This window comes from Paenibacillus sp. HW567, from assembly GCF_000374185.1.
Taxonomy (GTDB): domain Bacteria; phylum Bacillota; class Bacilli; order Paenibacillales; family Paenibacillaceae; genus Paenibacillus_AQ.
The window spans coordinates 2160230-2173974 of record NZ_KB910518.1 but is presented as its reverse complement, the minus strand read 5'-3'; the positions used below and the strand labels follow the sequence as shown (position 1 = coordinate 2173974).

At 50.0% G+C, this 13745-nt stretch carries 11 protein-coding genes and 1 pseudogene; all 12 read right to left on the bottom strand.

Features of this window, described 5'->3' with window-relative positions; genetic code table 11:
- Position 1: 1 nt before the first annotated feature.
- The 12 genes and pseudogenes from B212_RS0109785 to rnpM all read right to left on the bottom strand — a co-directional run bounded on the left by B212_RS0109785 (position 2) and on the right by rnpM (position 13730).
- Positions 2-2320 (bottom strand): ABC transporter permease, encoded by a 2319-nt coding sequence (locus B212_RS0109785; RefSeq protein WP_019910464.1) that lies wholly within the window; start codon positions 2318-2320, stop codon positions 2-4.
- On the bottom strand, positions 2310-3614 hold the full coding sequence (locus tag B212_RS0109780) for an MFS transporter (protein WP_232231470.1): 1305 nt from the start codon (positions 3612-3614) through the stop codon (positions 2310-2312). The genes B212_RS0109785 and B212_RS0109780 overlap by 11 nt, the downstream gene beginning before the upstream one ends.
- The gene (locus tag B212_RS0109775) at positions 3595-4242 is read right to left on the bottom strand and encodes a TetR/AcrR family transcriptional regulator (protein ID WP_019910462.1); all 648 of its coding nucleotides are present in this window, start codon (positions 4240-4242) and stop codon (positions 3595-3597) included. The genes B212_RS0109780 and B212_RS0109775 overlap by 20 nt, the downstream gene beginning before the upstream one ends.
- A gap of 181 nt (positions 4243-4423) precedes the next feature.
- A complete protein-coding gene (gene pnp / locus B212_RS0109770; protein WP_019910461.1) occupies positions 4424-6526 on the bottom strand; it encodes a polyribonucleotide nucleotidyltransferase in 2103 nt (700 codons plus the stop codon).
- 255 nt (positions 6527-6781) lie between these two features.
- Positions 6782-7051, bottom strand: a complete 270-nt coding sequence (gene rpsO, locus B212_RS0109765; RefSeq protein WP_019910460.1) for a 30S ribosomal protein S15 — start codon at positions 7049-7051, stop codon at positions 6782-6784.
- Positions 7052-7202: 151 nt separating this feature from the next.
- Positions 7203-8150 carry a bifunctional riboflavin kinase/FAD synthetase gene (locus tag B212_RS0109760; protein WP_019910459.1) on the bottom strand — a complete coding sequence of 316 codons (948 nt, stop codon included), beginning with the start codon at positions 8148-8150 and terminating at the stop codon, positions 7203-7205.
- A gap of 38 nt (positions 8151-8188) precedes the next feature.
- Positions 8189-9103: a tRNA pseudouridine(55) synthase TruB gene (gene truB, locus B212_RS0109755; protein WP_019910458.1), complete on the bottom strand. Its 915-nt coding sequence runs from the start codon at positions 9101-9103 to the stop codon at positions 8189-8191.
- Positions 9100-10077, bottom strand: coding sequence for a DHH family phosphoesterase (locus tag B212_RS0109750; RefSeq protein ID WP_019910457.1), 978 nt, complete (start codon positions 10075-10077; stop codon positions 9100-9102). Before B212_RS0109750 ends, truB begins: the two co-directional genes overlap by 4 nt.
- Before the next feature lie 21 nt (positions 10078-10098).
- A complete protein-coding gene (rbfA, locus tag B212_RS0109745; RefSeq protein WP_019910456.1) occupies positions 10099-10452 on the bottom strand; it encodes a 30S ribosome-binding factor RbfA in 354 nt (117 codons plus the stop codon).
- Positions 10453-10470: 18 nt separating this feature from the next.
- The gene (gene infB / locus B212_RS0109740) at positions 10471-13113 is read right to left on the bottom strand and encodes a translation initiation factor IF-2 (protein WP_019910455.1); all 2643 of its coding nucleotides are present in this window, start codon (positions 13111-13113) and stop codon (positions 10471-10473) included.
- Positions 13111-13429, bottom strand: a pseudogene (locus tag B212_RS34970) (YlxQ family RNA-binding protein); the annotation flags it as partial. The gene infB and the pseudogene B212_RS34970, both read right to left, overlap by 3 nt.
- A complete protein-coding gene (gene rnpM / locus B212_RS0109730; RefSeq protein ID WP_019910454.1) occupies positions 13422-13730 on the bottom strand; it encodes an RNase P modulator RnpM in 309 nt (102 codons plus the stop codon). The pseudogene B212_RS34970 and the gene rnpM, both read right to left, overlap by 8 nt.
- Positions 13731-13745: the final 15 nt, after the last annotated feature.

The following is a 13745-nucleotide window of genomic DNA, read 5'->3' as shown; positions in this document are numbered from 1 at the left end:
ATTACTCCTTTATATTTTCGGATATTTTAATTTGCTGCACACCGGATGTGCCGATTATGGTTGCGACAAGTACAGAGCACACCATCATTAATGGATACAGTATATATGCAGAAAGCGGATTAACCGCAAATGTGAACGACGATGCTCCAAACGAGGCGATCACGGCACCTGCAAGAATTTCTCCCAGAGTATTCGCAAGCAGCGTGCCGATAACAATTCCCGCAACCAGCACCAATCCCGAACGGGAGACATACTGCGCCACAATATCCGAGTTTCTAAAACCTAAAGCTTTCATTACGGCTATGGAATGCCTGTTCTTTGCCACAAGCAGCTTCATAAACAACAGCGTAACCAGTACCGATATTATCAGCGCAACGACAATAGCGACACGGGCTGCTTGCCCTACAGAGTTAATGGTTGAGCCGAAGGTCTGCGCAATATATTCATCAATGTCCGATACCTTTGCAAAATCATATTGCTCCGCATATTCCGCAACCTTGCTCGCGACAAGAGCTTTATCCGAAAGCTCCGCACTAATGACGCTCCACATCGTGTCCGCCGAATTGTCGGTGAAAACTGCTTTTGCAGTTTTGCCGCCGTTGGTGATGTCGGAGTAAATTCCGCTGACCGTAAGATTCTTCTCCTTCCCCCGGGCCACCAGTGTAATGACATCTCCGGCTTTTGTGCCCAGCTCATCGGCGTTCATACCTGAAAGAGCAATTTCATCTGCTGTGGCGGGCGCTCTGCCTGCGGAATATTGCAAGGGGAAAATGGAATGATCACCCAGCTCAATTTTGATACGTTCCTCCGAGCCGTCCTCTGTCCTTACTGTGTAGGTTTTGGTCGTAAGCACGGCAAATTTGGATATGGACCTGTCGTTCTTCATGGCCTCTGCAATTTCGGCAGCTTTTCCGGGAATATTGCCGGTCTGCTGAAGGTCAATGCGCATATCACTTTTGCCCATTCCCATATAGGTGATGAAGCCTTTTGAAGAAATCGTGTTGTACAGGTTGTGCGGAACAAGCATAATAAATACCGAGATGACAAGCACCGCAAGCATTGTGGCGTAAAGTCTTTTTCTGGCGAGAACTTCTTTAATACCGAGAAAAACATTCGTGTTAAGCAGCCTGTTTCTGCTTAGGCGACAATGCTTCGCGCCCGCAGATTTCTCCTGTGAAGTACCCAAGCGTATCGCTTCCACCGCGGATATTTTCCGAAAACGCTTCAGCACTCTGCTTACATAAGCAATAATTGCAAGGAATACCAGCAGGACACCCATGATTCCGAAAAGCAAGCCAACGATAGAATTCCCGCTTTCCCCCATATAAAGCCGTATGTTCTCTTGAAGATTGCTTCTAAACACAAACGAAAGTGCAAACCCAAGGATACAGCCGGCCGCCGCAATTGCAGCGTATTTTCCAACATATATTTTCCTGATGTCGGAGACATGCAGCCCAATGGCCTTCATCACACCTATTTCGCGGTAATCTTCCTCGATTTTTGCGAGCAGCGTGAAGCGTATGCACATCAGCGCAATTGCAACGACAAGCACGCTTACAAGAAGGATTACGGCAATCATCAGCCCGTCGGAAATGGCGTTAAGCATTTTGAAAAGCGAATATGTAATCGTCGGCCCATTGGCTTCAAGACCTGCGGAGGTGTAAGCGGTCTGGAACGCACCAAGCGCAGACAAATCCTTCAACCTGAACTCAATCAGATATTCTGTGCTTCCGACATCCTTGATTTCAGCATAGTCATTCTCGCTCACAAGAAACCTCTTTGACGAGGCGAGCAATGAATTCATCTGCGAATCACGCAGAAACCCGGCAACGGTAAAGTCCTTCCCGGATATCACAGCCTTGTCGCCAACCTTAGCGCTCCCGTCCTTCATGTAGCTGATCGGGACATAAAGCTCTCCATCGGATACCTGTATCGGCTGTCCGTCAAGATCAAGGAGATAATCAAATTTAGTGCTTTGCGTGCTGAATCCGTTGTCCTGAACGCTGTCCGCAAGCGAGCTTCCGTCAATTACAATCCGCGCACTGTCAACATTAAGAAACTCAAGCACCTGAAATTCAGCGACATTGCTATTCTGCTCTGCAAAAGCCGTTAGACGTGCAGTATCAATTACACCCGAATGCATCTGCATAAAATGCGGGGTTTTCGCTTGAGTCATCAATGAATCTATCGAACCGGATAAATTTACGACAAGCATGGCGACAAGAGAAACAAGCATGGCTGCAGCCGCTACAAAGCCCATAGTGATCAGCGTTATCCCTTTGCTTTTCAAGAAATCATTGCGAATGATCCTATAGTACATAATGCCCTCCATGTTCAAGCTTTGCGACCGATTTTATGTTATAAAGAACAACTGAAGCCACACATGCCAGTATCCCGGCGATGCAAATGAGAAGCCCTGTTCCCCTGCCGCTGCCCGTGCCGATGATCCTTCCCACACTGTCAGCGAAGCTTCCACCGTCCACCAGCAAAGGAGTGAATATATAATCAGCGAGCACCCCCGATAACGCATAAGCGGCAACAAAGCCAAGCTGGGAAATGACACCAATAAGTCCCCACGCCCTGCCCTGAACCGAATTATCAATATTGGTGCGAATCAGAAAATCCAAACATGTATTGATGATGGGAAGCATGGCAAAAAACAGAAATCCGGAAATGCAGATCAGCACAATATTTTCACGCAGTCCGAATACCGCCATAAAGATTCCGGTGAAAAACATGGATACCGAGAGCATTTTCACATGACCCTTTTTTATCGTAAAAATTCCTATTATCACACTTGTCACAAGCATACCCGAGGCGATTATGGTTTCAACCGTTCCTAATGTGGAGCTGTCCGAAAAAGCGAGGATCATGGGTGTAGATAGTGTCTCGATAAAGCCGAGGAAAAGGGTTAAAACCGAAGTCATAATTACAAGAACAAGCACTCCCCTGTTCCCGGAAACAGCACTCCAGCCCTCCTTGAATTCACGGATCAGTGATTGTGCCTGTTCATATTTCTTAGAAGCAAGACCACTGCGTACAGCAAGCGTTGAAGCAACTGTTACAAAAAAGGTGCAAATGTCGATAACCAGCAGCAGCTTTATATCTGACACGGTGAGCAGAAACCCTGCAATTACGGGCGAAATCAGATATTTGGCCGACCCGGCCACCTGAACAAAACCGCTTGCCTTGGTATACTGCTCCTCCGTAAGCAAATCCGTAACCGTAGCTTTATATGCGGGCTCAAGCAATGAAGAAAACACCGAGCTTATCGTAACTCCGACATAGATCTGCCATAGATGTGATTCCCCGCGGAGCATACACACCAGAATGAACACAAGCCCCAGCCCGGAAAGACTGTCACCCAGCATCATTAAAAGCCTCCGGTCATAGCGGTCTGCAAGCACTCCCGCGAGCGCGCTTAACAGAAGTGAAGGCATAAACGCAAGCAAGGTTACAAGCGCCATTGCCGATGCCTTGCCCGTCTGTTCAAAGACATACACTCCAAGCCCAAACGAGGTAAGCCCGCTGCCTATCGCTGATATAAGCTGTCCCGACCACAGAAGCAGGAATTTCCCGAAGGATTTGCCGGAGTTATTCATGGCTGTCTCCATTTTCTCCGCCAAACATCTGCATTACGTGCATCAGACTTCCGTGTTCAGCACCCAGCAGCCTTTCTGCGTTGAATGCAAATGCCCGCATGCGTGAGAGACGCCCTTCATCCGTCATTTCCACGATGTCGTTATCAAAGATGGTGTTTAAATAGATCACAATCATCTCCATGCATTCAAATGGAAAAGGTGTATTAAATAGGCCCTGCTCAATCCCCTCACGGATGATCCCCCCCAGAATCTGTGGAACGCCGCTTATGATGACCCTTTGAATTTTCTGATGCATAAGCGCATTCTGCGGCTTGTGAATATGCTCCATAATTTCCTGAGAGCTTTCGCCGCTTATGTTCAGTGCCATTACAACACGCATAATGCGCTCATACACAGGTATGCTTTTGTCTAGGGCAATTTCCTGCGCAGCACCAATAAGACGGGTATTGTACCGTTCAATCAGCGCATCCATAATATCCTCCTTCGACTTGAAGTGGTAATATAGCGTCCCCCGCGCAATTCCTACTTTTTCGAGAATATCATTTGTGCTTGTACCGTCAAAACCCTTCTGGCCAAAAAGCACATCCACTGCGTCAAGAATCTCATTTCTGCGCTCTTCCGCTTCCTTTACGGTTCTCATGTTTTGTACATCCCCTCTTCATAGACCGACTGTCTGTCGGTAATATCTTAGCACACTGCCTTACTGCTGTCAAAAGGGATGAAGCACAATGGAATGAAGGCATAAAAAAAGAGCCAGAGCGTAATTGCTTCTGTCTCTTCCTCGTTCATATAGTTGACTTAGAATCCAGGCTATAACGAAATTAAGCTTTGGCTGCACCTTCAGAGGTAAGCACAGCTTTGCGCGACAGGTTGACGCGGCCCTGCTGGTCGATTTCGGTTACTTTGACAGTAATCGTGTCGCCAATCGCTACAACGTCTTCCACTTTAGCTACGCGCTCGGTAGAAAGCTGGGAAATATGCACCAATCCGTCTTTGCCGGGAATCAGTTCGACAAAAGCGCCGAACTTCTCGATGCGGCGGACTGTACCCACATAGATTTCACCGACCTGAACTTCCTTCACAATGCCTTCGATAATGCCGCGGGCCTTCTGAATCATCGCTTCGTCAGAGGAGCCGATAAATACGCGTCCATCCTGTTCGATGTCGATCTTTACGCCGGTTTCTTCGATGATTTTGTTGATGATCTTGCCGCCTGCACCGATAACGTCACGGATCTTGTCTGGGTTGATGTTGATGATAATGATCTTAGGCGCGTATTTGGACAGGCTCGGTCTAGGCTCGGAGATGGCTTCCATCATTTTGCCCAAAATGAACATGCGTCCTTCTTTGGCCTGCTGCAGCGCATCCTGAAGAATCTTGCGGTCGATGCCCGCGATCTTAATATCCATCTGAATTGCCGTAACTCCTTCAGCAGTACCTGCTACCTTAAAGTCCATATCGCCCAGATGATCTTCCATACCTTGAATATCGGTCAGGATCGAGACATGCTCGCCATCCTTGATCAGACCCATCGCTACACCGGCTACAGGTGCTTTGATTGGCACACCCGCATCCATCATTGCCAAGATGCTGGCGCAGATACTTGCCTGCGAAGTAGAGCCATTGGATTCAATGGCTTCTGAAACCAGTCGAATCGTGTACGGAAATTCAGTTTCACTAGGAATGACTTTGGACAATGCGCGTTCCCCAAGGGCTCCATGTCCAATCTCGCGGCGTCCCGGTGCTCTAAGCGGACGGGCTTCCCCTACGCTAAACGGCGGGAAGTTGTAGTGATGCATGAAGCGTTTGGTTTCGGTCGGATCAATCCCGTCAAGAATCTGCACATCTCCAAGCGCGCCAAGCGTACATACGCTAAGGATCTGAGTCTGTCCGCGTGTAAAGAGTCCGGAACCGTGTGTGCGTGGCAGCAGTGCTGTATCGCATTCAATCGGACGGATTTCGTCCAGCTTGCGTCCATCCGGGCGGATCTTATCATGGGTAATCAAACGTCGTACTTCATCCTTGACGATATCATGGAGCACTTCCTTGACATCCTTCAAAAGCTCTGGTGTTTCTATGTATTTCTCAACGAAATACTCCACCGTCTCATTGTTGATCGCGTCGATGGCATCCTGACGAGCATGCTTCTCGGCAATCTTCACCGCTTCAACCAAACGGGTCTGCGCATAGGCACGTACCTCGGTGTTCACGTCGGCGTTAACTGCATGCAGCTTCACTGCCATTTTTTCCTTACCGGCAACAGCAACCAGTTCTTCGATCACTGCTACAATCTTGCGAATTTCATCATGTCCGAACATAATGGCTTCCAGCATTACATCTTCCGGCACTTCATTCGCTTCCGCTTCCACCATCATGATGGCGTCCTTCGTTCCGGCCACCACAACATAGATGTCGCTGACCGCTTGCTGTGCAAGGTCAGGATTAATGATGAATTCACCATTAATACGGCCTACCGCCACACCGCCAATAGGTCCGTCAAACGGCACATCGGAAATGCTTAGCGCTGCGGAGGTACCAATCATTGAAGCAATGTCAGGAGCGCAATCCTGATCCACGCTCATAACCAGATTAAGCACCTGCACATCGTTGCGGAAGCCTTCCGGGAACAGCGGCCGAATTGGCCGGTCTGTCAGGCGGCTCGACAGAATAGCTTTCTCGCTGGGTCTGCCTTCCCGTTTGATGAATCCCCCTGGAATTTTACCTACCGCATATAATCTTTCCTCATAGTTAACCGTAAGCGGGAAAAAATCCAGATCTTTAGGCTCACTGGAGGCTGTAACCGTACACAATACAGAAGTGTCTCCGTAACGGACCATCACAGCGGCGTTGGCCTGTTTGGCAAGCCGTCCTGTTTCCAGCACTAGGCGTCTTCCGCCAAGCTGCATTTCTACACGTTTTTCCATAAAATCCCTCCTTGAATCTAAAATGAAACGGAATTCATATTCCCAAAGGAAAATGCCCGGTTCTGTATGGTATACAAGCAAAAACGGCTTGTCCTCTGGATGAGGTTAAATAGCCGTTTTTACAAATAATATCTGTTTGCCGTCTACCATAGTTTCCCCTAAATTTTCAAAAAGCAACCCGGCTGTCCCGCTGTCGCTCGTAAGAAGGACATACGGTATACAACCAGGCTGCTTTAGGGTCAAGACTATGGAAAATTAGCGACGCAATCCCAGTTTTTCGATCAGGGCGCTGTAACGTCTGATGTCTTTGTTCTTCAAATACGCCAGCAGTTTACGACGTTGTCCAACCATCTTCAGCAGTCCGCGGCGGGAATGGTGATCCTTCTTGTGCGTACGCAAGTGGTCAGTCAAATTAACGATATTCTCCGTAAGGATAGCAACTTGCACCTCAGGGGATCCAGTATCGGATTCATGAGTTTTGTGCTCGTCGATCAATTGGTGTTTACGTTCTTGAGTCAATGCCATCCTGTTCACCTCCTTCAATATAATCGCCAGTAGCCTCGTCACCGTCGGTGAGAACATGTAACCAAGCTAAGGTTATGGTGCTGTCATTCCAGCAACGTTAATCAGTATAGCACCTTCGAACGCAAATGTAAACGGCATGTCCAGGCTTAGCTTAGGATTGATAATTCAGCAAGCGTTTGGCTGTCTCCGCATCGTCGCCAATTTGGGCAATCAAGGCGTGAATAGAGTCAAACTTGCGCTCAGGACGGATAAACGAGACTAATTCCACCTTAAGCTCCTGCTCATACAGATCCCCTGCAAAATCAAACAGATGTACCTCGAAGCTTGGAGCAATAACTCCCTCATGGAAGGTTGGCTTCACCCCGACGTTCATTACACCGTAGAGCACTTCAGCTTTATAATAAACTCTGACCGCATACACGCCCTTCGCGGGAACAACATATCGGTCTTCAAGTTGAATATTCGCAGTAGGGAACCCTATGGTGCGTCCGCGCTTCTCTCCATGCACTACTGTGCCCCGCAGATGATAACAGCGTCCGAACCATGCATTCGCGAGGGCAAGCTCCCCGGTCTGGAGGCTTTTCCGTATGCCGGAGCTGCTTACCTTCTGACCTTCAAACAGGAACGGAGATGTAGTCTCCACAGTCATCACACCCTGGCCCAGCTCACGAAGCCGGTCGGCATCACCTTCACCTTTGTACCCGAAACGGAAGTCGAAGCCTACTACGGCTGTAACAATATGCAGCGGAAGCAGCATAACGGAGACAAAATCCTCAGGACTTACCCGGGAAAGCTGCTCATTAAATTCCATGATATATAAAATATCGACACCCATGCCGGCAAGAATCTCTTGCTTGTCCTTCGGCGGGGTTAAGTATCCATCATAATCGCCTTTGCCCATTACATCCTTGGGATGCGGATGAAAGGTCAAAACGGCTGCCGGTATGCCCTCTTTGCGGGCCAGAGCTATAGCAGATGCAATGACGCTGGCATGCCCGAGATGCAGTCCGTCAAACTGCCCCAGTGCGACCACTTGCGGCTGAGCCCACTGTGCTGCCGTCTCCGGCGGCATAGGATAGCTTAAGGTTACGGTTCTCACGCTGATTCTCACCTACAATTCACAATTGAAATTAAGAGTTATGCTTGTGCAAAAACTTTAACAGGTGCAATCGCACCCATCTCATCCAATTCATAGATACCCAGAAACTCGCCAAGAGGATCATAGAGGCGGAAATGTCCGGCCTGCTTCACTTCAGGCGCAACATAGCGGATTGAAAGACGCTGCCCCTGCAGAGCAGCCTTCTTCTTCTCCTCCAAGACCGTGTGTCTGGGCAGATGGGAAATTGCTTCATCGGCAGCAATTAAATGCTCTACAAGCGTTCCAGCTTCCTTATGAACAGCAATTTGCTCCAGGGTCAGGCAGTGGCTGGCGGTTATTCCGGCGGACATTGTCCGCTCCAGCTTCACCATAACACCCGGAAGTCCAAGCGCCTTGGCAATATCGACACACAGGGTGCGGATGTAGGTTCCTTTGGAGCAAAGTACACGAAATGTAATATCTGGATAATTTCCGTTCCAGGCCATATCTGTCATTTCGATTTCATAAAGCTCGACCTCACGGCTTTTGCGCTCTACCGTCTTTCCTTCTCTGGCGAGTTCATAAAGACGCTTGCCTTCGACCTTCACGGCCGAATACATCGGTGGAACCTGCGAAATCACACCTTTAAAAGAATCAAGTACAGCAAACACCTCGGCTTCGGAAACGTGTACCTCCTCCACAGATTCCGTAATCGCTCCGGTTAAGTCCTCAGTATCACTGGACAATCCAAGTCTTAAGGTGGCGATATATTCCTTGGGCAGTTCCTGGATATATTCCACGACCCGCGTGGCCCGTCCGAGACAAAGCGGCAATACGCCCGTTACCTGCGGGTCAAGCGTTCCGGTGTGGCCGATCCGCTTCATGCCAAGTATCCTCCGGGCCTTAGCTACAACATCATGCGAAGTGAATCCTGCAGGCTTATAGACAGCCAGAACACCTGTAAGCTCACTCATAGATGGCGTCTGACCTCCTGAAGCACCAGCGGAATCGCTTCTTCAAGTGTAGCATCAATACGCGCACCTGCAGCTCGGGTATGTCCACCGCCGCCAAAAACTTGCGCCAAAGCCGCGACATCCACTTTGCCTGCGGAACGCAAGCTGACCTTCACCGCGCGCTCATTAATGACCTTGAACAGCATGCCAACCTCCACACCGCGAATGTTGCGCGGATAATTGACTATTCCTTCGAGATCTTCATTCTCAGCTCCACAGTCCAGCATATCCTGGGGCGTTACAGACACCCAGGCAATATCACCTTCCGGGGATAGCTGCAATGTGCTCAGAGCAAGGTTCAGCACCTTAACCTGCGGCAATGTCAGCTCCTCCAACAACGTTTCCGCCAGTTCAGGGCCATTGACACCAAGCGCAAGCAGCTCGGATACAGCCGCCATCACTTTAGACGACGTATTGGTGTAGCGGAAGCCTCCGGTATCTGTAAGCAGACCGGTATAGATTGCCGTAGCAATATCAATATCCCATTTCACCTCAAACATCTTCAGCAGGTCAAACAATATTTCGGCAGTTGCAGCGGCATCAGGTTTGATCAGTGTAGCATAGCCATACCCATTGTTTGTGGGATGATGGTCGATATTCAGAATGAGGGCATCGCTGGCAAAAAAGCGCTGGGTCAGTCCTACACGCTGAAAGTCGGCACAGTCAACGCAGATGACATGGCTGTACTGGCGGGGCAGATCCCCCTCAGCCAGATTGACAATCTCATCGGCATGCCACAGGTATCTCATGCGCTGCGGGATCGGCCCTTCGTTCAGCATAGTATATTTTTTGCCCAGACATGAGAGAAGCCAGCCCACCGCGAGGGTGGAGCTGACTGCATCTCCGTCCGGCTGAACATGCGACACTACAAGATAATCGTCGTGTTCCAGCAGAAACTTACGGGCCTGCTGGAGACTTTGTTCATAGCTCTGCATTCGCCGTCTCCTTTATGTTTCCTAGCTTTGATCGGTTTTGCCAATTTCGCCAAGCAGCTTCTCAATGTGACTTCCGTATGCAACAGATTCGTCAATTTTAAAGATCAGCTCAGGGGTATGGCGCAAACGGATCGCTTTACCAAGCTCCGAGCGGAGAAAGCCGTTTGCTTTCTCAATCGCTTTGAGAGAACCTGTGACCTGTTCCTCATCCCCGAATACGCTCAGATAAACTTTCGCCTGCGACAGATCGTTTGTTACATCTACGCCGGTTACTGTTACAAACCCGACACGCGGGTCCTTGAGTCCGCTTTGGATGAGCTGGCTCAGTTCTTTCTTGATCTGTTCGCCAACCCGTCCGGCTCTGATTTTAGACATCTATATTCACCTCTTCGCTTAGCGCTCTACCGTTTCCATAATGAACGCTTCGATAATGTCGCCCTCTTGGACGTCATTATAGCGTTCCAAAGTTATGCCGCATTCATAACCCTGCGCCACTTCTTTGGCATCATCTTTGAAACGTTTCAAGGTGTCAATCTTGCCTTCGAAGACAACGATACCGCTGCGGATCAGGCGCATTTCGGCATTGCGGGTAATTTTGCCGTCTGTAACCATACAGCCTGCAATGTTGCCCACTTTGCTGATTTTGAAGACATTGCGCACTTCGGCATGGCCGATAACGTTCTCCTTGTAGATGGGATCAAGCATCCCTTTCATGGCACTTTCAATTTCTTCAATTACGTTGTAGATAATGTTGTGCAGACGAACATCCACTTTCTCCTGTTCGGCAGCCGCTTTGGTCTGAGCATCCGGACGTACGTTGAAGCCGATAACGATAGCATTCGAAGCAGCAGCCAAAGTAATATCCGATTCCGTAATCGCGCCGGCACCGCTGTGAATGATCTTCACGCGCACGCCTTCGACTTCGATTTTGGCCAAGGAGCCCTTAAGCGCCTCTACCGAACCCTGTACGTCACCTTTGATGATTACGTTCAGGTCTTTGATCTCGCCTTCCTTGATATGCTTGAACAGGTCATCCAGAGTTACACGGGTATTCGTGTTCAGTTCGGATTGACGCTGTGATGTCGAACGTCTGTCCGCAATCGCACGGGCTTTACGTTCATCTTCGAACGCCATAAACGGATCGCCAGCCTGCGGCACTTCCGTCAGACCGGTAATTTCCACTGGAGTGGAAGGACCTGCTTCCTTGATCTTGCGTCCTTTGTCATTGACCATGGCGCGTACACGTCCGAAGCAGTTACCTGCGACAAAAGCGTCTCCGACCTTCAGCGTACCGTTCTGTACGAGAATGCGGGCTACCGGTCCACGGTTCTTGTCAAGCTCTGCTTCGATGACGGTACCGCGTGCCCGTTTGTCCGGGTTCGCTTTGTACTCATTCACTTCGGCAACAAGCAGGATCATTTCCAGCAATTCTTCCAGATTGATGCGCTGTTTGGCGGACAGGTTAACGAAGATGGTATCGCCGCCCCACTCTTCCGGCACCAGCTCATAGCTGGTAAGCTCCTGCTTCACTCTGTCAGGATCTGCACCCGGCTTGTCGATCTTATTGACAGCAACGATGATCGGAAGACCCGCAGCCTTGGCATGGCTGATTGCTTCTACCGTCTGCGGCATTACACCGTCATCGGCAGCTACAACGATAATCGTCATATCTGTAACCTGTGCGCCGCGGGCACGCATTGCGGTGAACGCCTCGTGGCCCGGTGTATCCAGGAACGTGATTTTTTTGTGGTTGATTTCAACCTGATAAGCACCGATATGCTGCGTGATCCCGCCGGCTTCGCCGCCGGTTACATTCGTTGAACGGATAGCATCAAGCAGCGTCGTCTTACCATGGTCAACGTGACCCATGATGGTTACGACTGGAGGACGAGTCTGCAGATCCTCTTCGGAGTCGTTCTCTTCCACCGTTTCGAAGCTGTCCTCATCTACTGGAATCTTCACTTCTACTTCTACTCCGAATTCACCGGACAACAGCAGAATCGTATCAATGTCGAGTTCCTGGTTAATAGTCGCCATAACGCCCATCAAGATCAGCTTCTTAATGACTTCCGAAGCGTCCTTATGAAGCAGCTTGGCAGTTTCTCCGACAGTCATATTGCCGCGGACGATGATCTTTTTCGGGGTGTTGTCAATCTTTTCGCGGCGTTCCATAGGCTGGTTGTTTCTGCCACGGTTATTTTTGTTGCCGCCACGACCGCGGAAATTTCCGTTTCCGCCTTTACCGTCTTCAAAACGCTTTTGATTGCCGTTGTTGTTCGGTCTGCCGCCGGTTGCATTCTTCTTAGGACCTCTGTCTCCGCCGCGTGAGAAATCTCCGCCGCCTTGTCCTTGTGGACGGTCGCCAGTACGCGGTGCACCGCCGCTTTGTCCTTGCGGACGGCTGCCTGTGGAGCTGCCCTGCGGACGGCTGCCGCCAGTGGAGCTGCCTTGCGGGCGATTGCCGCCGGTAGAACTGCCTTGTGGACGGCTGCCGCCGGTGCTGCTGCCTTGCGGGCGGTTGCTGCCGGTGGAGCTGCCTTGTGGACGGCTGCCGCCGGTGCCGCTGCCTTGCGGGCGGTTGCTTCCAGTGGAGCTGCCTTGTGAACGATTGCCGCCGGTGCTGCTCTGCGGACGTGAATTTTGTGTGGAGCCTGAAGTTGTTCTGCGGGAATCTTGTCCGCTTTGGGGCCTTGGGGACGTCAACGATTGGTTGTTGTTTTGGTTACTGTTCATACCTACCTGCTTTTCCGGTTGATTTTTGTTGGCATTCTGCGCACTTTGGGGTTCGGCGGTTGCCGTTCCGGCTGGTGCCGGACGGCTGCTGGTGCCGCTGTCCCGCTTGGCTGCAGCGTTTGTTTTGATATCCTTGAAAAACTGCTCTACTTTGGTCACAGAGTCATTCTCCATAACACTCATATGATTATTCACAGGGACATTCAAACGCTTCAAAATGGTGATAATTTCTTTACTGCTCATATTGAGCGATTTTGCGTATTCATAGACGCGCAGCTTATCCTTATTGTCTTCTTTAGTCAATAACTCCACCTCCGACAGTATCTCCAAGCCCTCTGGAGATCATTTCCGCGAATCCTCTATCCGTAACGGCCAGCACCACGCGCTGGTCCTTACCAATACTTGCACCGAGTTCATCCCGGTGAAATGCGATTACTAGTGGAATATCGTAGGTTCCGCACTTGTCACGGAACTTTTTTTGAGTATTTTCTGAAGCGTCACCCGCCAGGACGACCAGCTTCGCCTCCGAAGACCGCACTGCTTTCAGTACAGCCTCGTCGCCGGTGACAATCTTGCCCGCTCTCATGGCAAGCCCTAAATAAGAAAGAGCCTTACTCATTGTCCTCACTATCCTTTGCTGCCAAAAACTGCTCCTCCACAGATGCGAAATCCCTGGCAAGCTGGGCATAGATTTCAGGACTCACTTGACATTTTAATGCACGGTCAAGTGCTTTATTCTTTTGTGCCAGCTTAAAACATTCCAGCTTGCCGCAAATATAAGCGCCCCGGCCCGACTTTTTACCTGTCAGATCAATCAACACTTCGCCCTCAGGCGTTCTCACCACGCGAATCAGCTCTTTTTTGGGCATCATCTCCTGGCTGGCAACGCATTTGCGCAGCGGCACCTTGCGCTGTTTCATGTGAATCGCCTCCCC

Bases quoted from the DNA above. Each gene is read 5' to 3' on its own strand.
- B212_RS0109750 (WP_019910457.1), bottom strand. From the start codon at position 10,077: ATGCAGAGCTATGAACAAAGTCTCCAGCAGGCCCGTAAGTTTCTGCTG.
- truB (WP_019910458.1), bottom strand. From the start codon at position 9,103: ATGAGTGAGCTTACAGGTGTTCTGGCTGTCTATAAGCCTGCAGGATTC.
- B212_RS0109785 (WP_019910464.1), bottom strand. From the start codon at position 2,320: ATGTACTATAGGATCATTCGCAATGATTTCTTGAAAAGCAAAGGGATA.
- B212_RS0109780 (WP_232231470.1), bottom strand. From the start codon at position 3,614: ATGGAGACAGCCATGAATAACTCCGGCAAATCCTTCGGGAAATTCCTG.
- B212_RS0109775 (WP_019910462.1), bottom strand. From the start codon at position 4,242: ATGAGAACCGTAAAGGAAGCGGAAGAGCGCAGAAATGAGATTCTTGAC.
- rbfA (WP_019910456.1), bottom strand. From the start codon at position 10,452: ATGTCTAAAATCAGAGCCGGACGGGTTGGCGAACAGATCAAGAAAGAA.
- rpsO (WP_019910460.1), bottom strand. From the start codon at position 7,051: ATGGCATTGACTCAAGAACGTAAACACCAATTGATCGACGAGCACAAA.
- rnpM (WP_019910454.1), bottom strand. From the start codon at position 13,730: ATGAAACAGCGCAAGGTGCCGCTGCGCAAATGCGTTGCCAGCCAGGAG.
- pnp (WP_019910461.1), bottom strand. From the start codon at position 6,526: ATGGAAAAACGTGTAGAAATGCAGCTTGGCGGAAGACGCCTAGTGCTG.